This window comes from Luteolibacter sp. SL250 (genome assembly GCF_026625605.1).
Taxonomy (GTDB): Bacteria; Verrucomicrobiota; Verrucomicrobiia; order Verrucomicrobiales; family Akkermansiaceae; genus Luteolibacter.
This window is the reverse complement of the sequence record NZ_CP113054.1, coordinates 3858572-3880444: the sequence shown is the minus strand read 5'-3', so window position 1 is coordinate 3880444 and position 21873 is coordinate 3858572. Positions and strand designations below refer to the sequence as shown.

Annotated in this window: 25 protein-coding genes; 12 read left to right on the top strand and 13 right to left on the bottom strand. The window is 63.1% G+C overall.

The genetic code is table 11. The features are described 5' to 3' along the window. Nucleotides 1-476: 476 nt before the first annotated feature. Nucleotides 477-2465: an FAD-dependent oxidoreductase gene (locus OVA24_RS16870; RefSeq protein ID WP_267671232.1), complete on the bottom strand. Its 1989-nt coding sequence runs from the start codon at nt 2463-2465 to the stop codon at nt 477-479. A 222-nt stretch (nt 2466-2687) separates the two neighbouring features. Between OVA24_RS16870 and OVA24_RS16865 the strand changes: the two genes are divergently transcribed. From OVA24_RS16865 to OVA24_RS16810, 12 genes are all read left to right on the top strand, one after another. Then, nucleotides 2688-3122, top strand: a complete 435-nt coding sequence (locus OVA24_RS16865) for a hypothetical protein (protein WP_267671229.1) — start codon at nt 2688-2690, stop codon at nt 3120-3122. A gap of 122 nt (nt 3123-3244) precedes the next feature. Then, nucleotides 3245-3514: a zinc ribbon domain-containing protein gene (locus tag OVA24_RS16860; protein ID WP_267671227.1), complete on the top strand. Its 270-nt coding sequence runs from the start codon at nt 3245-3247 to the stop codon at nt 3512-3514. A 479-nt stretch (nt 3515-3993) separates the two neighbouring features. Beyond that, complete coding sequence (locus OVA24_RS16855) at nt 3994-4335, top strand: hypothetical protein (protein WP_267671225.1); 342 nt, start codon at nt 3994-3996, stop codon at nt 4333-4335. Nucleotides 4336-4394: 59 nt separating this feature from the next. After that, on the top strand, nt 4395-4787 hold the full coding sequence (locus OVA24_RS16850) for a hypothetical protein (protein ID WP_267671222.1): 393 nt from the start codon (nt 4395-4397) through the stop codon (nt 4785-4787). Between the two features lie 325 nt (nt 4788-5112). Further along, nucleotides 5113-5409 (top strand): hypothetical protein, encoded by a 297-nt coding sequence (locus OVA24_RS16845; protein ID WP_267671218.1) that lies wholly within the window; start codon nt 5113-5115, stop codon nt 5407-5409. Between the two features lie 112 nt (nt 5410-5521). Then, nucleotides 5522-5815: a hypothetical protein gene (locus OVA24_RS16840; RefSeq protein ID WP_267671216.1), complete on the top strand. Its 294-nt coding sequence runs from the start codon at nt 5522-5524 to the stop codon at nt 5813-5815. Between the two features lie 163 nt (nt 5816-5978). Continuing rightward, nucleotides 5979-6284, top strand: a complete 306-nt coding sequence (locus tag OVA24_RS16835; RefSeq protein ID WP_267671214.1) for a hypothetical protein — start codon at nt 5979-5981, stop codon at nt 6282-6284. Between the two features lie 81 nt (nt 6285-6365). Beyond that, nucleotides 6366-6707, top strand: a complete 342-nt coding sequence (locus OVA24_RS16830) for a DUF7660 family protein (RefSeq protein ID WP_267671212.1) — start codon at nt 6366-6368, stop codon at nt 6705-6707. A gap of 53 nt (nt 6708-6760) precedes the next feature. After that, entirely contained in the window at nt 6761-7105 is a 345-nt protein-coding gene (locus OVA24_RS16825) for an immunity protein TriTu family protein (RefSeq protein ID WP_267671209.1), read from the top strand. Nucleotides 7106-7229: 124 nt separating this feature from the next. After that, nucleotides 7230-7751: a hypothetical protein gene (locus OVA24_RS16820; protein WP_267671207.1), complete on the top strand. Its 522-nt coding sequence runs from the start codon at nt 7230-7232 to the stop codon at nt 7749-7751. A 105-nt stretch (nt 7752-7856) separates the two neighbouring features. Then, entirely contained in the window at nt 7857-8159 is a 303-nt protein-coding gene (locus OVA24_RS16815) for a hypothetical protein (protein WP_267671205.1), read from the top strand. Between the two features lie 101 nt (nt 8160-8260). Continuing rightward, on the top strand, nt 8261-8785 hold the full coding sequence (locus tag OVA24_RS16810) for a DUF6985 domain-containing protein (RefSeq protein ID WP_267671203.1): 525 nt from the start codon (nt 8261-8263) through the stop codon (nt 8783-8785). A gap of 278 nt (nt 8786-9063) precedes the next feature. Here OVA24_RS16810 and OVA24_RS16805 read toward each other — a convergent pair whose 3' ends face one another. From OVA24_RS16805 to OVA24_RS16750, 12 genes are all read right to left on the bottom strand, one after another. Next, entirely contained in the window at nt 9064-9906 is an 843-nt protein-coding gene (locus tag OVA24_RS16805) for a hypothetical protein (RefSeq protein WP_267671200.1), read from the bottom strand. Nucleotides 9907-10227: 321 nt separating this feature from the next. Further along, on the bottom strand, nt 10228-10887 hold the full coding sequence (locus tag OVA24_RS16800) for a hypothetical protein (RefSeq protein WP_267671198.1): 660 nt from the start codon (nt 10885-10887) through the stop codon (nt 10228-10230). Between the two features lie 720 nt (nt 10888-11607). Continuing rightward, nucleotides 11608-13431: a hypothetical protein gene (locus OVA24_RS16795; protein ID WP_267671197.1), complete on the bottom strand. Its 1824-nt coding sequence runs from the start codon at nt 13429-13431 to the stop codon at nt 11608-11610. Beyond that, complete coding sequence (locus OVA24_RS16790; protein WP_267671196.1) at nt 13428-15167, bottom strand: coiled-coil domain-containing protein; 1740 nt, start codon at nt 15165-15167, stop codon at nt 13428-13430. Before OVA24_RS16790 ends, OVA24_RS16795 begins: the two co-directional genes overlap by 4 nt. Nucleotides 15168-15179: 12 nt before the next feature. Further along, nucleotides 15180-16016: a hypothetical protein gene (locus OVA24_RS16785; protein ID WP_267671194.1), complete on the bottom strand. Its 837-nt coding sequence runs from the start codon at nt 16014-16016 to the stop codon at nt 15180-15182. Next, nucleotides 16016-18148, bottom strand: a complete 2133-nt coding sequence (locus OVA24_RS16780) for a sialate O-acetylesterase (RefSeq protein WP_267671191.1) — start codon at nt 18146-18148, stop codon at nt 16016-16018. The genes OVA24_RS16785 and OVA24_RS16780 overlap by 1 nt, the downstream gene beginning before the upstream one ends. 36 nt (nt 18149-18184) lie before the next feature. After that, nucleotides 18185-18748, bottom strand: coding sequence for a hypothetical protein (locus OVA24_RS16775; RefSeq protein WP_267671189.1), 564 nt, complete (start codon nt 18746-18748; stop codon nt 18185-18187). A 31-nt stretch (nt 18749-18779) separates the two neighbouring features. Further along, entirely contained in the window at nt 18780-18992 is a 213-nt protein-coding gene (locus OVA24_RS16770) for a hypothetical protein (RefSeq protein ID WP_267671186.1), read from the bottom strand. Nucleotides 18993-18995: 3 nt separating this feature from the next. Further along, nucleotides 18996-19460 (bottom strand): hypothetical protein, encoded by a 465-nt coding sequence (locus OVA24_RS16765; protein ID WP_267671183.1) that lies wholly within the window; start codon nt 19458-19460, stop codon nt 18996-18998. Then, nucleotides 19457-20134 carry a hypothetical protein gene (locus OVA24_RS16760; protein WP_267671180.1) on the bottom strand — a complete coding sequence of 226 codons (678 nt, stop codon included), beginning with the start codon at nt 20132-20134 and terminating at the stop codon, nt 19457-19459. Before OVA24_RS16760 ends, OVA24_RS16765 begins: the two co-directional genes overlap by 4 nt. After that, nucleotides 20131-21558 carry a hypothetical protein gene (locus tag OVA24_RS16755; RefSeq protein ID WP_267671174.1) on the bottom strand — a complete coding sequence of 476 codons (1428 nt, stop codon included), beginning with the start codon at nt 21556-21558 and terminating at the stop codon, nt 20131-20133. The genes OVA24_RS16760 and OVA24_RS16755 overlap by 4 nt, the downstream gene beginning before the upstream one ends. Next, complete coding sequence (locus OVA24_RS16750) at nt 21555-21872, bottom strand: hypothetical protein (protein WP_267671173.1); 318 nt, start codon at nt 21870-21872, stop codon at nt 21555-21557. Before OVA24_RS16750 ends, OVA24_RS16755 begins: the two co-directional genes overlap by 4 nt. Between the last annotated feature and the right edge of the window lies 1 nt (nt 21873).

Below are 21873 nucleotides of genomic sequence, written 5' to 3'. Positions count from 1 at the left end.
CCTTCGCTATCCTGCGTGGCGGATCCGGGGCGTAGCGGGATGGCTGCGCCATCACGGCAGGGTGGATGTCTGCCACCAGCCGGTCCCGTCACGTCTCTGATGCCATGCTTCCCCGTATGGCATCGTGGGGTGCGTGGCGGATCTCCCCAGCCGGAATGGCGCAGCCATTCCGCTACCCCTGCGTGGCGGATCCGGGGCGTAGCGGCGAAGCTCGTGAGAGAAGGAGGCCGGATTGCCTGCAAACGACAATCCGGAGGATTGTCTTCCTTTCCCTGCGGGCGGATCATAGGCGTAGCGAACCTCGTGAGAGGTTCGGCGGGGTGGATGTCATCCAACAAACCCGCTCCGGTCGCCAAGGGACTTTCCCCCAGCCGAAGGTCTCACGACCTTCGCTACCCCGCAGCGCCCTCCACCCGCTTTCTTCACTTCAACGTTCGATGTTGGGCGTTCGATGTTCGATGTTCTCCACCGCCACCTCACTCCAGCCGGATGCAGAGCTGCATGACCAGGGACCCCTTGCAGGTCTTCCCGGCGCGGGCGTTCTCACGCCAGTACTTCTTCGCGTCCGGCAGGGTGTCATCCGCGGCCAGGGCGTCGAGCGCGGCGTCCACGTCCTTCACCGGCTTTTTGAGCGACGCCTTGCCGATGAGCAGCTCCGCGACCTTCGCTCCGTCCACCATCGTTTCCGACTTCAGGGTGTCCAGCCAGGCGGTGTCGCCTTTCAGCGCGCCTTCCTTTTTCAACGAGGCGACGGCGGACTTGAAGCGGTCGGCGGTGGAGGATGCGGCGGATTTCTTCTCCGCGGCGGCCTCGTCCGCGGAGGCGGGCTTCACGCCTGCCAGCAGCTCCGTGGTGCCGACGTGCTTGCGGATGCCATCGACCGGCACCGCTTGTACGGGTTTTCCAGTATCAATCGACTGCGCGGCGGCGTAGGCGGATGCCTGGCCCAGCATCATGAACACCGGTTCCATGCGGATGGAGCCGTAGGCGGCGTGCGTGGCGGAAAGGCAGACGGGCACCAGCAGGTTCGCGCATTCCTTCTCCACCGGGACGATGGAGCGGTAGCTGACCGGGTACGGCCTCACCCGTACCAACATGCCGCCCTCCCCGCGGAGCTGCCCGGCTTCATCGACGAAACGGGAGGTCGAGTGGGAGTCCATGCCGTAGGAGGCCAGGATGATGCCGTCGTCCACCAGGCGGGTGCGGCGGCAGTCATGCTCCGTGACGATGTAGGCGCTCTTCATCCGCCGGGCCTCGCGCACGTAGAGCTGGAACGGCCAGTGGCCGGCCTCCGCGAACTCGTCCTTCGGCAGGCCCCAGCGCAGCGTTTCCGTGCGGATGTGTTCCGGCACGCGCGGATCATTCCCCAGGAACCAGAAGTAGCCGCGCACGTAGTCCACGTGTTCCTGCCACAGCTCCGCGCGGCGTTCATAGCTGGCTTCCGCCCACTCCGCGCTCTTGCCCACGTAGTCCGTGGAGAACAGGCCGTGGTTGTTGGAGTCCGTCTTCCGGTTCGGCATGGGGGTCAGCTTGTAGAACAGCTTTCCGGGCTTCTCCTTCGCGTTCACGTTGATCCAGCGCAGGTGCGGCTCGAAGACGAGCGGGTCGTAGTTCTCCGGCTTCGTGATGGGCAGTTGGTTCTCCTTCACGTCCGTCAGGCACATGCGGAAGGTGTAGGCCTGCACGCGCTTGTCCGCGGAGCCGTCCGGTTCCGGTGGTTTCGGCTCGATGCCGGGGAGGAGTCCGCTGGCCGGGTCCCCCGGCACCTTGTAGGGATCCATCTCCTTTCCGGCGTACACCCGCAGCGCGCGCGTGCCGTTGAGCGTCTCGTTGTGCTCGCTGTTCGCCTCCCGGCCGACGAAGTAGGACACGCCCGCGCCGGCCATCAGGTCGCCCTCATAGCTGGCGTCGATGAACATCTTCCCGCCGAAGATTTTCCCGCTCTCCATGGTCACGGTGGAAATGCGGTTGCCCTCCTTTTTCACACCGCCCGCCGCGCGCACCATGCGTTCCCCGGTGAAGACCTTCACGCCCGCTTCGGACAGCATCTCCGTGAGGATCTGGTCCGCCACCTTCGGCTCGAAGAACCAGTGGACCTCCAGGTTGTCGGAGATGGCGTCGTGGTGCTTCGGCTTGTATTCCTCCCGCGTCTCGTACTTCCAGGACTCCGGCTTGTTGTAGTGCTTCCACACGCGGTGGTAGAACTCCTTCGCCAGGCCGACCACGGTCGTCTTCGACCCGATGTCCGTCGCGCCCAGGCCACCGGCCGTCATGCCGCCGATGAACTTCTGCGGCTCCACCAGCGCCACGCTTTTCCCGAGCCTGCCCGCCTCCACCGCGGCGGCCACGCCACCGCCCGTCGCGCCATAGACGACGATGTCATACTGGCCGTTCTCCGCCGCCGGACCCAGCGCGGTGAGTGACAGGGAAACGAGCAACGGCAGCGCGAGCGGGGATTTTTTCATCTGGGGAAAGTGCATGATGGGATTCCAACCGGATACGCGCGGCGCGGCCATCACTTTCCGGAAAAAAGTCCGCACATGAGGAGCCATGGAAGGGCGCACGCCGTTGCGCCCCTCCGGCCTCCGCCAACTGCACGGCCTGCGCTGCGGTGGGAGCGGATCCCCTTGCGATGCCGGATGTCTCCATGGATCATCCCACGCGTGGCGCGGCCACTTCCTTTCCGTATGAGACCGATGCCGAAGCTGTGGCCGTGGATTTATGCCATGCTGATCCCCGTCTGCTGCCATGCGGGATACCGGATAGTGCGTGACGCGGGTGGGATGCCATCCGGCGTGCATTGGGTGGAGGTGGCCGTGGCCTTCGTGGCCGTCACCATCGCCCCGCTGCTGTTGGTCGCCTATGGCTTCCTTCATTCCAGGAAGGAAAGGATGCGGCGTCCGTCGTGGGACAGGCATCCGTTCGGCTGGTGGACGGACACGCTCCAGCCGCTGCGTGTCTCCGTGGTTTCCGGTCTGGCCTATGCCGCTGGTGCCGCGTCCGCCCTGCCCGCCGCGGATGAAAAGGGACGGATGACCTTTTTCCTGCTGGCCGCCATCGCCACCGGCATGGCCATCGGCGAGCGTCTGGTGTATGTGGTCTATCGTGGAAGGATCGGGTGAAGGGGTATGCGCCCCTCCGACCGGCAACCGTGAAGCCATCCGGCGGATGACGCGGGCTGCTTTTCCCTTTCCGTCTGCCGGGCGGGGCGGTAGGGTGACCGGCAAATCGTGCGGCAGATCCCATGGGCAAATCCATCAGAAGCATCGGCGCGGGCCTGAAGGCCGCTGGACGTTCCTTGGTCACACCGGCCACCCGGTTCCGTGTGGGCGGGGTGCCGCTGGTCTGCCCGCTGTGCGCCCATGACGAGTTCGACCGGCGGTCGATGCTGATGAACACGACCGGGATGTCCTTCTTCGGCATGGACTGGCTGAACAAGTCCGCCTGCGCGCTGGTCTGCCGGAAGTGCAGCCGCATCGAGCTGTTCGCGGACACTCCGGACGAGCGGTCTTGATTCGTTTCCTTTCCAACGTGGACCCTCCGGAGGGACGCACGCCGATGCGCCCGTGCGGTGCGGCCTGACGACGCCCAACTCAAGGCGTAGCGGGATGGCTGCGCCATCACGGCGGGGCGGATGTCTGCCACCCATCGGTCCTGCCACGTCTCTGATGCCATCTTTCCCCGTATGGCATCGTGGGATGCGTGGTGATGGTGCCCACAAACTTCGCCGGGGAGGGTAGGGCGTGGCAGGCGTCAGGAAGGCAAGCCTCCGGATTGCCTCATGATGACAATCCGGAGGCTTGCCCTCCTTTCCCTGCGGGTGATGTCCGGTTCTCGGAAAGGATGGCGTGGCGGAGTCTGGTGCGGCTGGCCTTCACGCGGCGTCGGATGATCGAACGCATCCGAGCGAGGGTGATGCCGGAGGGCGCGCCGTGCTGATGGTGGATCTGTTTTTCCTTGAGGAGATTCCCCTGACCATCGTCTCATGAGGGCATGAAGACGTTCCGCAATGTCCTCAGGGCAATCGGGGTGCTCGCTGCTGTTTTGGTTGGCGGGATACCCCTCATGATCGGGGTGGTTTGCGGGCTGCTCCTGCGGCCTGTCTGGATGACCCATGCCACCGGCCTCCTCATTGCATCCGGGATCACGGTCCTGTCCTGGAGCAACCCGGAGTGGTTCCGCTTTGGTGCCCTCAATCTCAACTTGCACGGATCAATCACCATCGGAGGTGAACCCCTGCTTCTTCTGAATCTCGGTTACAATCTCGGGCTCGTGCTTCTCGGTGTCCTTGCAGGCTTGGCGGCAAGGAATGCCTACGATCACGCCAGGACTTAGTGCGGTGCGACAAGCGGGTCATCATGCCTTCCCGGAGACGAAGCGATCATCACCCGCATATGAAAGGTCGAAGTATCAGGCTCCTGATTTCCGTCGCGGTGGTGGGCATCGTTCTCGGATGCGTCACGGCACATGAGATTTCCAACCGCATCCGCTGTGCGGGAAATACGATCTTCGCCGAGGGCTACAACGAAGGTCTGTTCCGGGACGTCGCCGTCGGCTGGCGGGAGGATGATGTTCTCGCCCGGCTGGGTGCGCCCACCAGCGCCTCCGTCGCGCGTGACGGCGTCATCCTGGAACTGGAAGGCCGGGACTACCGCCGCCATGAAGGCGACGGATGGAGCATCCTCCGCTACTCCGCGCCGGAGACCGGCGACAACAGAATGGTGAGGGACATAAGCCTGTCAGGCGGAAAAGTGGACTACATCCAGTCCGGCATCTTCTGCGACTGAAGGCGGGCTTCATGGACCTCCGTCAGAGTCACGGCCGCCGGAGCGCCAAAAGCCACCGCCTCCTCTGGCAGCCGCCCCGGTCGCGGCAGCGTCATGGAGTGCGGCAGTCTTCTGCCGCTTTGGGAAGAAGATGCCATCACGGGAATACGGCTGGAAAAGTCCGGTGGTCCATCGTGATGGAGAACGTCCTTCGCTCCGGGAGAGTCCCACCCGCCACCGATAGCGGCGGAGGGCCGCCGCACTCCATGACGCTGCCGCGCGGGCGGGGCATGCACCGGCAGGATTTTCCTTCCATCCACGCCGCAGGTCCGGCGATGCTCAGGCCATGAATGAAGCGGTCCCGGCAGCCCGTCCCATCCAGTTCTATCTGGTGGTGGCCGCCACGGCGGCCGTCATGGCCGTCATCTTCAGCCCGACGCCGGATGCGGTCTCCGTGGGCCTCCTGGGACTGGCCACCATCCTGACCAGCGTGGTGGTGGGCGCGGTGGCGCGGCGTTTCAGCGCACGATCCCCGCGCATGGGAAGGAGCCGCATCATCCTTCCCGTCATCATCGGGATCGCCGGAAGCTTCCTCGGGCTGGTGCTCATCAGCCTCGCGTTCCGCGCGGCGGGCCTGAACTGAGTCCCGCGGGGGCATGTCATCCTGAGGACAGTGCCAATCCCACCGTCCCGCCGGTCATCCACGGCCGTCGTATTCGCTTGAGGGATGCGCACCGGATGGATAGGAAAATCCGATGAAACGCCAGGGCTACCTTTGGAACTACTTCGGTTTCACGAGACTCCACCTCTGGGGTGTCCATATCGTCAGCGCGGGACTCGCGGCGGCGGGGACCTTTTTCATGTGCATCTCCGTCCTCAAGATGTGGGAAGGCGCCCCGACTCCGGAGACGCTGGTGCTCCTGGCGTGCTCGGGAGCCGCCTTCCTGGGCTGCATCGCGACGGTCGCAGCGTCGATCCTCGCGCTGCTTTTTTTCTGGGGTGCCCATCACATGGGCTTGCTCGAAGCGAAGCCGGATGACGGGAGATAGCCCGCGGGTGTCCCGACGTTCCTGATGGTGGGATCTGTTTGGACCTCATTTCTCTCGCGTGGGGGAACATTGGCGACAGTCTTCAAAGTCGCGTTTGCTGTGGATTTTCTGACGATCTCACCTGTATCATGCGGTCGGCAATCTGATGAAATTTGTCCGATATATGATCTTGCTGCTTGTCGCGGCATATTGCCTCCAGTTGATGGTGGTGGGCTATTGGAGGCTTTTCCCCGTGAATCAAGCGCACGAGAATGGAAAAACCTACACGATCATAAGAGGGCGAACAGATAGCATCGATTTTATTCCGCTGCTTGCAATGGTGGCCCTTCAGGGCGACGCCACTCTCGTGGTGCGGGACGATTCCAGTGGTCTTGCCACACGGGAGACATTTGACTTCGTTGACGAAATCTATTCTCTCCATCATGAGTTGTTTGGCATCGAGTTGGAGGATTGGCAAAAGGCCAGATAGTTTTGATCGCAGGCGGAGCGATTTTCCTGATGTTGTGACCTATTTTAGATCGCTGGATTTCGTCTAACCAAAGTGCCTGTCTTGACTGCCCACCACGCAAAGAGAGATTTTCCGCACGACTTTGAAATCATGAGCGATCTTCAGGAGCAAGCAAACCGAGTAACGGACGAACGCAGTTTCATCCAGTTTCTGTCGTCTCTGGCAGAAGATCGTGAGGTGGAAATTGCGCAGGAGTCCGAATGTCCTTCCTCTCCTTACGGCGCAGGGGCTAATGGCTGGGAAAATGGAACAATCGAGGCGTTCCTTGGAGCGGCAGCGGCATGGGCCGAAAGCTCAACTAACGGACTGACGCTATACGATCCTCCCGCTAATCCGTGGACTCGTTGTGCTCACATTCTCCTGATGGGAAAGCTCTATGAATAAAGTTTGCCCCATCAACCCCAACTTACGCGGGTTGCCCCACACCGATTCCTTTCATGTCTTATCCCGAGTCGTTCACCGAGCTTGTTTCCCGACGGGGATTTGAGCGCTACCAAGACGCTTTGATTGCGCGTTGGAAAGCCCATCGGATCGATTACAGACTCACCTACGGCCTATTGGCATCCAAGCCCGCGATGCACATGGACTTCGACACGGCTCAAGCGGTTGGGCGAGTATCCCTCTGGGAATCTGGCGAATGTGATTTGGAAGTTCTCGATGCTGAAAGTGGAAACCATCTCCTTCTGGAGCATCATGAGTTCAGCACCCCTGAAGAGTTTTTTGAAACATACGCTAGGGTTCCTTTGCTGTTGCGGAAGATCCGAGGCGACGAGTTACCGTGAATCCGATTGCAGGAGCATAAACCTGACAGCCCCACCTTCCTGCTGTTGGGACCTATTTTGAAGACCCAGCTGAATCGCTGAAACTGCCGCGAAACAGATTTCGAACTCGTCCAATCCGCATCAAATGAGAGATTCCGATCAAACCCGTTCCCACCGTCTTCCGTCTGCCACTTGGGTGCTCCCCATCGACAATGCAGCCATTGGTTTCTTGGAGGCGGCTGCGAGCTGTCTGCGAGGCGAGCTGACTGTTTGTTTCGAGCACGCTTTCGCAGACCAAAAAGCTTTGGATCTTTACGATGCGAATCGAACTCATCGGAGGTTTGAGATTGATAGGGACACCCTAGAACCTGAAACCGAACTGCATTTTTGCAGGCTGACCTTGGAGTTTGCCTTGCAACTTACCCTCCTAGCCTTGGAGCGGGATGCCTCTGAGCTCTTCTGGCATATAAAAGCGTTTGATGAAGAGCGTCTGATCTTTTGGATTCATGACGCATATGGAGAATCAACGGTGTATTTGAGCGGTCGTGTTGCCGAAAGTGAAGTTAGGCACCTCTCATCGGAATGCGGAAGTTCTGCTTCCCAGATAGAAACTTCCATCGATTGGGAACTGATTCGAAGAGTGCCAGATCGTGATCTGGATAGCTGACTTAGCGAGGGTTGTCCCGCCTTCCTGATGGTGGGACCTATTTTAGATCGTTTCTTTAGATGGTTTGGACTTCTGGTTCTGCCCAAAAGTCCCCATGATCTACCCGTGCCGAATGAAAATTCATTCCTCTTCACGGTGACCGACCGCTTTTCTCTAGACGGTCGGGGCGTCATCATTGTCCCTGGAATTCCTTGGCAAGGTGCGCCTGTGGTAAAAAAGGGAGATCCGTTGCTTCTTCGCACACCTCTGGGAGAAGTCATCCACACAATGGTCCGTGATTTGGAGCGGATTCGCTACCTCCCAGAAGGGAAAAGGAATGAGGCGACTCCGATCCTATTGCCCAAAGAAATTCACAAGTTCGACATCCCGATCGGGACCGAGGTGTTTCTTGGAGCGACTGATCACTGAAAACGGAGAATCATCAGGCGCACCGACCTTCCTGATAGTGGTACCTATTTTGTTGCCTCTTGAAAGCGGGGCGGACTCCTGAATAATCCACAAAGAACCAGATGAATCTATTTCCCGATCACCTCGACATGCCGCCATTCCCTTCGCTCGTGTGGGATGACTGCGACTGGTGGGACGGGATAGTTGATCTTTCATTCGGGGCCAATGCGGTTCTTACAGTCACGCCCTACGATCCATCAGTTTCAAGAATCCCCTCCGCATACCAATCTGAAGCGCTGGCATTTCATCTGGATGAAGGAGAAAGGGTGTTCTCGGTCGTCTTGGGGGCCTTGCAAGCTTACTATGAAGGGATGCGGCCACGATATCGGAGCTTTTTGGGAGACGGCTTTGAGTCGCTCATGCCCGCGCTGAACAACAAGGAGGAATTGATTCCTTTGATCGACCTTCGGGAGGCTCACATTCACCCTTGGCACAAAGGCGGCGTTGGATACGTCGGCCTCCAGTTCGGATGCAGTTGGGATCAGGAACACGGCTTGGGACTACTGATGCATTTGGATCGCGTGGTGGAAATCGGCGGGGCGGATGTATCTTTCGCTTGGTCACCCGACGAAGCCGACGCTCCGTAATAAATCACGTGGTTGCCGAAGGACGGGAGAGCGCACCTTCCTGATGTTGAGGCCGCCGGGCGCGGCAGCGTCGTGGAGTGCGGCAGTCCCTGCCGCTGTCAGCCGGGGGGGACTCCCCGCGATGCGGACACTCCATGCGCGACGAGGTTGGATGGGGCGTTCGCATCTTCCCGCCGGTGCGCTCCTTTCCCCAAAGCGGCGGAGGGCCGCCGCACTCCATAAGCTGGCGCAATCCCCGGGCACCCCGATGACGCGGCCATGCGCTGCGATATTCCCGTTCAGTCCCGGGTGCGGCGTGAGAGGAGGGGGATGAGGGCGAAGGCGGAGAGGAGGGCGGCGGTGGGCTCCGGGATGACGCCGGTGACGTCCTGGAAGGTGGTGCCGACGCGGAACTCGTCGATGCGGATGAATGAGGCGGGATCCAGGTCGGGGGCGTTGGAGACGGGGAGGCGGATCTGGCTGAGGGTGACGCTGGAGCCACCGGAGGCGGAGATGTCCCAGTCGGTGTCCGCGGCGGGGACGGTGATGGTTTCGTCCGGGGAATAGACGCTGAGGAAGACCTGGTCGCTGCCGGAGGAGCCGGTGTTCGTCCGGAGGGAGGCGACGAGGAGGTAGGTGGTGCCGGGGGCGGCGGTGAAGGTGCTTTCCGTGCGCTGGCTGGTGGCGCCGGGATCGACGGAAATGAAGAAATTCCCGCCGGTGGTGATGCCGTAGGCCCAGCGGATGTTGGTGTTGTCCGTGAACTGGATGGCGGCGGCCTGGCCGACTTCGCCGATGGACATGAGGATGCTGGAGTAGAACTGCAAGCCGCCGGTGGCGAGGTTCATCCGGGAGTCCGTATGGATGGTGCGGGAGATGTTGGAGTTGTTGAGGCCGGAGGCAACCTGGACGCTGCCGCCGGAGGCGGTGAGGGGGGAGGAGGCGGGGTAGCTGAGGGAGGCGGCGGCGATGTCATGGTCCGTGCCGGCGTTCCATGCGGCGTTGAAGCCGGTGCCGCCGTTCTGGCCGCCGAGGTTCTGTCCTGCGGTGTAGCTGAAGCTTTCCTGGATGGTGAGGGTGGCGGATGCCAGCGGCGCGAGCAGGACGGAAAGGAGGGCGGCGGGGAAAATCTTCGCTTTCATGGGGGTTTCCACGGGGGATTCCGCACATGATGCAGGAAATCCGCGGCAGGACAAGGAGGGATTTGGGGGCCGCGCTCAGGATCACCTCATTTCGGACTTGTCAGGATGTTTGTCGGCTTGTTTCAGAAAATCCGAACCGCGAATGAACACCAATGGACGCGAACTCACCCTGAATCAGGGTTGGGTGGTCATGCTCTCCATTCGGGAAATCGCCGCTCCACTTCGAAATTCGGCATCGGTCCACTTTCCATTCGTGTTCATTCGCATCCATTCGCGGTTGGATTCCGGGAATGAGGTTGCCCTGTGGGGCCGCGCACCGGGTCAGCGCCGGCGGCGGGAGAGGAGGGGGATGAGGCCCGCGGCGGAAAGGAGGGCGGCGGAGGGTTCCGGGACGAAGTCCACTTTCATGACGTTGATGATGTAGGACTGGTCGGCGTTGAAGGAGGCGCGGCTGAGGGTGACGGTGAGGTTGCCGCTGGTGTCCGGGGTGGCGCTGATGGGGGTGGACCAGGTGTTGACGTTGTCGTTGGCCTCCAGTTCGGCGTAGTTGCCGGGGTCACCGACGGTGTAGCGGGTGCCGCGGGTGCCGGTGCGGTCCACGGTGGCGAAGAAGCTGAAGGTGTAGGTGATGGCGGGGTCCAGCCCGGTGAGGGTGAAGACGGTGGGGTTGTTCGGCGTGCCGTTGAGGGCGCCGTAGTAGCCGTCACGGTAGTTGGCGGTGGGGGTGAGGGTGGTGGGGCCGTCGTTGACGTCGCTGACCAGGGCGTTGGTGGTGAGGTTGAGGCCGTAGCCGGTGGACTGGCCGGTGGTGGTCTGGAGGTCGGCGACTTTCACCCCGGTGGAGAAGCTGTTGACGGTGTTCCAGGTGATGCTGTCGGCGACGGTGGCGTTCGGACCGAAGTCCACGTAGAGGGAGGCGGCGCGCGCGGCAGGGAGAAGGGAAAGGAGAAGCGTGGTGAAAAGGAAGGCGCGGGTTTTCATGGAGCGGACCATTTAGCGCGAACGATCCGTGGCGGAACAGTGGGTGGTGATACCACTTTCGGGGGATGGGGGTCGAACGTCGAACATCGAACGTCCAACATCGAAGGGTGAAGGGAAGAGGATGGGGTATCCGGGGGGTGGGAGGCGGGTGGGCTGGAAGCCCTCCGAAGGGGTTGGCAAGGGCTCCGAAGGGGTTGGCAAGGGCTCCGAAGGGGTTGGCAAGGGCTTCGGAGGGGTTGGCAAGGGCTTCGGGGATCCGCGGAGGGGTGGCATCCTGGGGGTAGCGGGATGGCTGCGCCATTCCGGCTGGGGAGAGGTTTTTGCGTCCCATGATGTGGATTCTTCTCCCACTGCGTCGGCGACGTGCGGCATTTCGGGGTGAGGTGAGCTGCACACTACCGTCGTGGCGCAGCCACGCCGCGACGCTTTTGGAAAGGGCGCGCGTTTTTTTTTGAATCGGGGGTATGCGTGGGGGTAAGCCGCCATCGCACTTTAGAAATTTCCCCGGACAGATTAGAAAAATGGCCGTTTTCACCCCCTGAGCCGACTGCAAAATAACCCCGCTTTTCGTGGTTATTTTCTGGTGTTTCGCCTCCATTTTCTTACTCTCGTGCAACGGATTTCCGTTCCGTTCCGCAGGCTTTTCCAGCCCGCCGAGGCCCCACCTTTCCAGCCCCCGCACCCTCCCTGCACGGCCCGTGCAGCACCCTTGCAAGGCGCTCACGCCACCACGTCCAGATTGTCCTCCGGGGCCACCCGCAGCGCGTCCAGCAGGCTGCTGATGTTCTGCCTCGGGGCGAACCCGGCCTGCGCTGTCAGCATCCCCGTCCGCAGGTCGATCGACACGCTCACCACCGGGGCCTCCGCCGTTTCCCACAGTGGATCCACGTTTGCCCCGGTGATCTGCACCCGGTCGCCCGGCGCGGGCTTCCACGGCGCATCCGCCCGGAATACCAGCGACCCCGTCATCGGTGTCCAGTCCTGGGCCTCGAAATAGTTCTGCGCGAACCCCGGCGGTGGCTCCACGAATGCCGCCTGCTCGCCCAGCTCCTCCAGATCCGTGCCGATCTGGCCCTTCACGGCCGCCGCCACCTGCGCCGGGGTCTTGTTGATCGCCCACAGCGGCAGGTCCGGCTTGTAGAAATAGTAACGCCGCAGTTGGCTCGGCTCCTGCCCGCCTCCGGGTTGGGAGAAACTGCTGCGGACCCCGTCATAACCGGCAAACTCCCGGACCTTGCTGGAGTTGTTGGCCTTCAGGGAGGCCAGACCGGCATTGAATGCCACTCCGTTGCTGGTCCCCTTGTATTCACCCCGCAGCCAGACCTGCGTCTTCGTCGCCCCGGCCAGCGCGAGATGGGCATCGGTGAAAGTGTTCGGCTTGATGGTGTAAAGCCCGAGCGACCCTGGCTGGTTGCCATTGGCCAACTGGAGCTCTGCTGGCACCGTTGCGATCGTCTGGTCCCGGGGTGGGTTGGCTCCCTCGCCCGGATAGCGCCAGTAGTAGGTGTAAAATGAAAACGAGCTGTTCCCCACCCGCTGCATCGTGAACGCCCCCGCAGCCAGCGCCGCCTTGATCGCCGGGTCGATCTCCATCAGCGCCTCCCACTGCGGAAACACATTGAGCAGCGCCGTCGCCGCGATCTGGTCAATCGCCGCGCCCTCCTCGCTCAGTGCCTTGGCGGCTTCGTTGTAGGCTTGGATCGCCGCTTGAAGGCTCTCCCGGTTGAAGGCATCCGTCCGCTCGTAGCCGGACAGCATCAGGGAAATCTGGCGGCTCGCCTCCGCCGCCGTGTTGCCACCCGTCTGCGTCACCAGGGACGCCTCCGTGTAGCTCGTCCGGGACGCGTAGTGGATCGTCACCCCCAGTGCCCTGCGCCACTCCTGGGGCACCAGCCGGGCGTCCTCCAGCCCGTGGCCTTCCGTGTCCACATCGATCACATGCGGAGCCGTCCGTCGCGTGAAGGTCAGCTTCGGCAGCGGGGCCGTGCTGTAGTCCATCCGCGTCCCCGCGTCCGGCACCATCTGGAGCATGAAGGAGATCGCTTCGGCGAATGACCGGCTCTTCAGCGTCGCCTTCGGTGCTGCGTAAAAGGTCGGCAGCGTCCCCACCTGCACCGGCAGCCCCGCCGCCTGTGCCAGGCCCACCAGGCTGGACACCGTCGTGCCGATGCTCTGCGAAGGATACACCCGATAGGGCCGGTCATTGGTCGCCCCGCCCAGCGGCGCGTTGGCCAGCTGCTTCCACACGCTTTCCGCCTGGAACGAATACACGCCCGCCTTGAGCTGGAACCCCCGCATCACCTTCCCGTGGAACAGCACCCGGGGCGTCGGCGTCGCGCTGTCACGCAGCGTGATCATCTGGCCGTCATCGATCAGGTGGGTGACCATGAACACCGGGATGGAAAACGTCAGCCGGTCGATGTCCAGGCTCGTCAGGGACAGCGTCCCTTCCGTGATCCCCAGCTCCGCCAGCGTGCGCGGCGTCGCATCCAGCGACCGTCCCGCCTCGCCGATCAGGTAATACGGTGGCGTGTATTCGATCATCGGAAATCCGGGGTCATGGCGTTCATCCTCTGCATCACCTGGTTGAACTGGTTGATCAGCTCCCGGATCTTCTGATCCGTCGCCGTGAATGCCGCCGCCGCCTTCGTCAGACCCTCAACCACCGTGTCATTGCTCTTGTCCACGGAGCGGGAGAGGACTTCCAGAGAGGCACGCACCGGGGCGAGTTCCTCACCGGTGATCGCCCCGTCCTCGATCATCTTGCTGATCACGGAGACCATCTGCTTCTGCACGCCTTTCACCTGCCCCCCGGCATCCTCGATCTCCTTGATGTTCTTTTTAACCGGCTCGATCGCTTCCTTCGCCAGCTCCGCCAAGGCCCGGCTCTGCTCGGTGGTGGCCTCCTTGAATCCCTCGGTGGCTTTGGCCTTCACCTCCCTGATGGCCTGGGACGCCTCCACCTGCGACTTCTCGATCTCAATCCCGGCATTCTCCCTGGCCGTGGCCAGATCTTTGGCCGCTTCCTTCACGCCACGGTCCATCTCCTCCATGGCGGTAGTTGCCTCCCGGATTTCCTGATCAGTGCCACCACTGTGTTGGAGGTTCTTGAGCTTGTTGACGGCGGCGGTCAGCCTTCCATCCGCAGCATCTTTTGCAGCTTCCGCCCGGGTGACCGCGTCGCTCACTTCATCCACCCGTGCCACCTGTTGGCGGACGATCTCATTGATCGCCACCACCGCCGGATCCTCACCGCTTGCCAGTGCCGCCTTGTCGGCGACCTGCGCCTTCGCTTCCAGAAGTTCCCGCCGTGCCCGCAGCGTGCTGAGCTGCCGGTCCATGGCCGCCGTCTGCTCATTGATGCTGGCGAGCTGGTTGCGCAGCGCCCGGTTCGTCGCATCATCGGCCACGGATTTCGCATAGGCATCATGGGCGGCCTTCGTCTTCTTGTAGAGGTCCTCCATCTCCCGGCCCCATTCCAGGGACTTCTCCAGCTCATCCAGACCGGCCAGGGAAACCATCGCACCCTTCAGCTTGTCCAGCGGGCTGGTGATCCACTCCATCACCTCGATCATGGAGTCGGTCCACGCACCCATCTGGGCCTCGGACTGCGTCATCTCCTTCCGCAGTTCCCGGTAGCGGTAGAGCACCTCCATCACGGCGTCGGACCCCAGCTTCGCGGCTCCCGCCATCGCGGCCACACCTGCGGCGGCCGCTGTCGCGCTCGCCGTGGATCCGGCTGGCAGCAGCTCAGGGCCGGTGCCCTGGCTTTTCCCGGCAGCCGCCGCTTCCTTGTCCCGTGCAGCCACCCGCCGCTTCGCCTCCTCCACATCCTCCAGTCGTTGGATGTGCTGTTCCTCCAGGCGGATTTTTTCCTTCAGCGCATCCTGCTGCTTGACGATGGCCGCCGTCTCCTCATCGAGCTGCTGCCGCGCCGCGTTCCGTCGCGTCTCCAGTTCGTTCTGGACCGCGATCACCTGCTTCGACTGCATCCACTGCTCCCGCTCCGCTTCGGTGAGCTGGGCCATCGTTGCCACGTAGTCCTCCAGCTCCTGAGTGGACATCGACTTTGCGATCTCCGCGTGGCTCTGGGCCACCGCCTTCGCCGCCGCCGCCGCCTGCTTGCCCGCCGCAGCGGTCGCCGCCGCCATCGACGATGAAGCCGCGCCCAGATCCTTGGCAGCATCCTTCGCATCGACCATCGACTCCTCGACGGCATCCGCTCCGGACGTGTCGCCCTCCGTCTGAAGGCGGAACTTGATGTCATTCTCGTTGGCCATGTCCTTGATCTGTTAGCCCGCCCACACGGGCGAAACAGCGGGCGTGCCGGTGGCCCCGCCGTACGGCGTCCACGTTTCCACCTCCCACGGATAGTCCGCGGCCTCCCCATCAAATCCTTTTCCACCGCTGCCCTGGATCTTCCAGATCCCGCCGGTCCGCTGCACCGTCACATCCGCGTCGGTGAATACCAGATACCCGGAGGAAAGCCCCGTCTTCGGAACATTCCCATTGGCCGCAGATGGATCAGTGATGCCGGAAAGCGTGACCCCCCACAGCAGCGGCAGCGGATCCGGTCCGGCGGGCGGATCACCCACCACCACGGACGGCGGGTGCCCGGGCATCGCGTCGCCGCCATCCGGCACCAGGGATGGCACATCGCCTGGCGTGGATTCCTCCGGCTCCGGTGTCGCCGTGCTGACCACCTCCCGCTTGCCACACGCACCACGGTATTCCGTGATCGTGACTTCCTTCCCGTTCTTCCGCTCTCTCAGCCGGGCCACCACACACGCCAGCACCCGGGCGTGGTGGTATTCATAGACGTTGCCGCCCTGGATGGAGTAGCGGAACTTCCCCTGCACCCCCAGCGGCATCGCCGCCGGATGGTCCTGGCAATACGCCTCCGCCTCATGGTGCGTGTCGTGCAGCACCCGCCGCGTCCACGCCGGGGAAAAGCTCGCATTGCCCAGGGAGATCCCCGCCGCATACTCAGCGCCGATGGCACCAGCGGAGAAGTCCCCCTGCTGCATCGGCCACCGTACGTGGTCACGCATGCCGTCGTCGTAGTCCAGCAGCGTGATGGGATCACCCGTCACCGGCACGAACTCGATTTTGACCAGGCTGCGGATCATCAGAAAAACACGCCACGTTGTGCCATCCTCTGGCGGCTGCGGGTGAGCGCGTCGATGCACTCGCGGACGGACAGGCAGCGGTTCCACAGGACCAGCTCGGCGAACTCCAGGTCCGCGTCGTTGCAGTTGCTGTAGTTCGCGTAACAGTTCCCGATTCCCACGTTGCGCTCGACCGGCTCCTTCGTGCCGGTGGTGTAGTCGTGGAACTCCCGGTTGCCCACGCCGGAGAGCAGCAGGCCGAACTTCCCGGCACCCTCACGGAATACCAGACAGATCCAGGCTCCCGTTTCCCCGCCAGTCATCGCGGAGGCGTAGGGGAGGTTGAAGGCATTGAGGGTGTTCGAAAATTTGACGTGGCCTGCGAAATCGCAGGTCAGCCCCGATCCCGTGAACGGATCCGCCGTCCCCGCGATGATCTGGTAGGTGCCGCCCACCACTTCGGTGGGCACGCGCAGTACCACCAGGATGGTCTGCTCGATCCCGTCCGGCATCGTGCTGACCAGCCCTTGCAGATGGGACCCTGGATCATCCTTGTGAAGGATGATGGAGGAGTCCTCATAGGTCGCGGCGAGGACACCCGCCCGTGTCAGCACCTCGGAATTGACCAGCCCGGTCAGTGAGCTGCTGTCGCCACCGAACTGCCAGTGGTCGAACGCATCTTCCTCCAGCGGAACTTCTCCTGGGAGGATCACATCAGCAGCATCATGCCGCAGGTGCTTCACGGCCCGTTTCGCATGTGGGGCCGCCCGGGGCAGCAGATGGGAAATCCCGTCGATCCAGAACGCATCCGCCGTGGAATCACGGAGATTACCCGAGGCCCCGTTGATGATGCCCGTGCCGTTGTTGTCCAGCGCATAGCGCACCTCCGTATCACCCTCCAGGTCCCTGGCCACCACGATCCTCACCCGGTCGTCCATGACCTCGATGGATGAGATCGGCACCATCCCATCTTCGTCCTCCACCTGGAACCCATGGCTCGGAGTCGGCGGTAGCGCGGAGCTGTCCAGCAGGAGCGGCGGCACCGGCACATTCCAGTGCCAGATGATCTCACGCCCACGGCTGCTGGCACCCAGCGGCATCAGCGTCCGGGCCTCGCCATGTTCCGCCAGCTCACGGAGCGCACGCCCGGCGGCCCGCCCCGCCATCTGCGCACCCAGCGCGGAATAGTGGATGTTGTTGGCATGGGGCAGCATGTAGGCCGGGGCCACCAGGTGGTGGTAGGGACTGCGCACGGCGGCCTCCAGTTGGGCCAGCGCCGGACCACCACCCAGGTTGATGTGTGCGGACGGCTGGACCATCGGCAGGTGGAGGAAATCTTCGCCATCGCCCGGCACCTGGTTGCGGAGGTCCGCCTGCAGATCCTCGCGGAGATCCAGCAGCTTTTCCAGGTAGGTGGCCTGCGCCATGGCACCGTCACTCTCACCCTGGACCCACACCACGGCCGCCACGGCATGGCTCACACCTGCTCCGCCGCTCAGTGTCCTCGCGTGGCTCGCCCTGGAAAGGAGGTCGGTGTAGGGAGCGGTGCCCTTGACCAGCTGGTTGATCCCGTAGCCACCGTAGCCGACGGCACTGAGGATCAACCGCGCCGCGCCATCCACCGTGCCATCCTCCGTCCATTGCAGCGCCACACCGGAGCATGGCGTCTCTCCCTGCGTGTCATCCGTGGATTCCAGCAGGGAAACCGCCGTCACTCCTCCACCGCTCCCTCCGCGCACCCCGGTGGAGAAACGCAGCGCATCATAGACCGCCGTGGTGGTGAGCACCGGCACCGCATCGGATCCGGACGCATTGCTCTGGCCATAGAGGATGACATGGCAACGCTGGGCCACCGGCAGTGGGTGCCGCACCGCGAAGTATCCATCGCCCCCGCCATTGATCGCCGCACGCCAGGTGCGGGCGGGGATGTTCCCAGCATCCGTGTCCGCCTTGGTGGACGGCAGGAATCCCGCCGGTGGTTGGACAGGCACCTCCGGAGTTACTTCCGGCGGAGAAGCCACCACTCCGCCTGGCAGGGATGGCCCTACGGATGGCGGAGCGGCGGGTGATGGGGCACTGCCGCCCGCCACCAGGGATGGCACGGTGCCGGGGGTGGGCGCATCGGTATCTGGAACGGGCGACGGTGTGGGCATGACGGTGGTGGTTGGGTGTGGCGGGCGGCGGGCGGATCAGGCGGCGGCGATGTTCTTCGGCTCGACGGATGCGATCGGCGACGGGATCACCTCAAAGCGGAAGGCAGGCTTCGTCCGGTCCTTCGTCCAGGAGGGAGCGGCGTCCAGGCTGAAACGGCCATAGACCACGGCCATCACCTTCTTGACGTTGTTCTGGTCCCGCTGCTCGAAGTTGAGCCAGCCCTCCACGGCGCGGAGCTTGTCGGCGAACGGGGTGACCGGTGTGCCGTCGACCGGCGCGGTCTTCATTCCCCAGGCGAGCTGCCAGAACATCTCGGAGGAACACTTCAGGGTCATCTTGATGATGTCCTTCACGATGTTGTTCTCCTCTTCCTTGTAGTAGCCGCCGTTTACGGAATCCGGGCAGTAGTCCGGCTCACCCGGTTCGTTCACCGCTTCAAAGGAGGAGTCCAGGACACAGCCCAGGGTCTTCCAGTTGTCGAGGTCCTCCTCGTCTTCCGGGTAGAATCCGGAATCCACGGTGTTCTCGCCGATGACGGTTCCCTTCGGGACGAAAGCCGCGAAGCAACCGATGATGATCTTCTCCAGTTGGTATGACATGATGGTGGTGGTCGGTGTGTGGTTAGTGGAATCAGACGGTGCCCAGGACCTTCACGTTGCCCTGCGCCTCATGGTAGGTGGCGACCTCCGGGCTGACCTTCAGCTTGCGGCCTGCGGCGGCGGTGCCTCCGGCGATCTTGATGCCACCCTTCAGCACCTTCACCCACAGGAGGAGCGGTGCGGCGTCGGGTGGCGGAGTGGTGGTGGCGGGATCCGCAACTTCGGCGGTGGATTTCTTCTTCATGATTCAGGGTGTGGTTGGTTTCGGGATGTGGTGTCGGATCGTGAAAATGGTTTCGCGGGCATGCCACGCGGGGCGTCCATCGGACTGGGCGATGCCGTCGTTGAAGGAGCGGAGCTTCAGCTCGTAGTTGCAGTGCTGGCCGTCGTTCCATCCATGAAGGGCGTGCAGCATCGTGTGCCACTTCACCTCCTCCGGGGCCGCGCCCTTCTCCAGGGTGATGGGGCAGAACGAAGTGATCGGGATGGTCAGGTCCGCGACGATGTCGGTGTCATCCACGAAGGTTCCCTCCGTGATGCCGATCACCCACGCCGTGCGGTCCGGGACCTTCCGCGATGCCACCGCCCGGGCGATGTCATTCCAGATGTCCGTCTGCCGCTTGATGATGATGGCGTCCGCCGTGCAGACACCCTCCTCCACCATCCGGGCGGCGATCTTCTCGCGCAGCAGCATCAGCGGTGCGGTGCTCATGCCAGCCCTCCTTTCCGTGCTTCAATCCTCAGGAATAGTTCAGCCGCCTTCATCAGTGACGCTTCCACCTTTTCCCTGGGAGGGAGAGCAGTCGGATCCCGCTCGATGGTCACGGAGTCCGCCAGGTAGTACACCGGACGGATCGGCGTCCGCGCCGCGATCCTCACCGGCTTGGAGACCATCTCGCCCGGGCGGTTGCCACGCACCCGCACCCGTCCGTCCGTCTGCCCGGTCAGGCTCTGTGTGGCCTGATTGCTCCGCTCGAACAGCAGCGGCACCCTCGGGGAAATCGTGAACAGCTTATGGGGATAGTCCCTGGCACGCACGCCATGAGCCTCCGGCACGATCGGGATGGTCAGCGCCTTTGCTTTCTTCGGCGTCACCGTGCCACCGTAAAGGTGAAGCCGGAACGCTTGGTTGGCCACGGTCAGCACCGCGCCGTCCTCCGTCACTTCTGCCACGCTGGTATCGGCTGCCACGCCGTTCCAAAAATTCGTCTTGGTTCCGCCCAGCTTGTTCGGCGTGGTGTTCTTCGCACGGAAGTGATCCTTCAGATCACGCTCCCATCGGGTCGCCAGTGCCCGGTTCAGACCGGTGCGGTTCTTCACCGCCTCCTTCACCTGCACCAGGATCACCCGGCTGTTGTCCTGGACGATGACCTGGACGGAAATCACAGCGTCACCTCCTCTCCGTTGATGTGGACGCTCACCGGCTCGCCGGTCGCATCGGAGAAATCCTTCGCCCGGGCGGAGGCATACACCTTCGCGGTACCACGTGGCGCACTGAACCCACCGACCACCCGCCCGCCGATCTTCAGCGTGACGGTGGCGAACGGTTCGTCGCCCAGGTTCTGGCCGTAGCCCAGCAGCACGCCGTTCTGTGGATCCAGCCCGGCGCTCAGCGCGTGGATCTCATCCGGACGCAGCTTCAGCAGGTCCCGCCGCCACGCATACACGTGGCCGTCCAAATACCGGACCATCACATTGTCCGGCAACCAGTCGCGGATCAGGTTTGCGAAGGCCGCCGCAAAACTTCCCCACTCATCGTGGTATAGTGCTTTTCGGCCAACCGCGACGGCACTGGTGCTGGCGAGGATCTCTTCGTCGTATTCGCCAGTATCGAAACCGGATGGCCAGGCGGCAGCATCGTCTTCGGATCGAGACCGAAGGATCTGATCTCGTCCGGCGTCGGCGATGGCCCGCGCCCGGGTCGTGAGTTGCTGTGAGATCGATTGCTCATCGGCGTCATGGGTAGGATGGAATGAAATCTTGTCCTGGTCAAATTGGATCGTGTCGCCGAACTCGCTGCGCAGCCGGTCCTCGGACACCTGGGGCAGGTTCTTGCGGGAGGCTTGCACCCCGCTTGCAAGGTCGAAGTCAGGCATGGTCTGCGGTGCTTCCAAGCCGGGGATTCCGTTGCCATCCGCGTCACGGAGGTTCTCCGCCTCGTCGAGCCATACCGCTCTCAGCCCCATCCCGCTGCCCCACTTGAACGGCGGCCACGGCACGCCGAAGTCGGAGATCCATTTCCAGATCGGGTCGCTCTTCAGCGCGATCATCCGACCGTCGTAGAACTTCCCGCCATGGTCTGGCCAGATCTCCGCCACCCACGCACGCGGAACCTCGCGGTCCGCCTCGCGGATCAGCTCCCAGCATGGAACCAAGTCAATGATATCGGGATGGAAACTGGCCTTCCAGTTCGCATACCCCCGGGCGAAGCCGAGCTGCATGTCCCAGATCAGGCCCAGGCGGCCGGCGCTCGACAGGTCGCGGACCGTGCCCTGGTCGGCGGGCTTCGGTTGGTAGCCCAGCGCGTGCAGTTCGTCCTGCATCTCCGCGATGAACCGGCCACGGTCCATGGTGATCTCCTCGCCGTTCGCCAGCTTCTCCTTCTCCAGCCTCACCCGCCGCAGGATCTTCCCCTGCATGATCGCCAGCAGCCGCTCGCACTCCACATGCGCCGAGAAGAAGGAAACCTCACGGATCTCCCACGGCACACGCGACCACTCGGCGGACGACAGCGTCGCGCCCAGCGGCGTCCTGCTGCCCAGCCGTGCCACCGCATCTTCCAGCGGCCGCTCTGTGGTGAAGTCGATCATTCGTCGGTGGATGGAAACTTTTTCCGGCGGGCCTTCGCCGCCGCGTTGCGGAACTCATGCGGCAGGTTCAGCACCGTGATCAGGGTGCTCGCCGCGAAGATGAAGATGTGCTCCCCATGGATCCGGGGATGGCGGCCCGGATGCTCGATGGAGATCTTGTCCAGGTAGCGGCGGAGCCTGCCGTTCGTGTCGGTGGGCCGCAGTCCCTCCGCCCGGGCCTTCGCCGCCGTGCGGCGTAGCGCCTTCGCGTTGAGGCCCACGCGTTCCTTGCCGCGTGCTTCGCCGTGTTCGGACAGATGGACTTCCTTGGACATG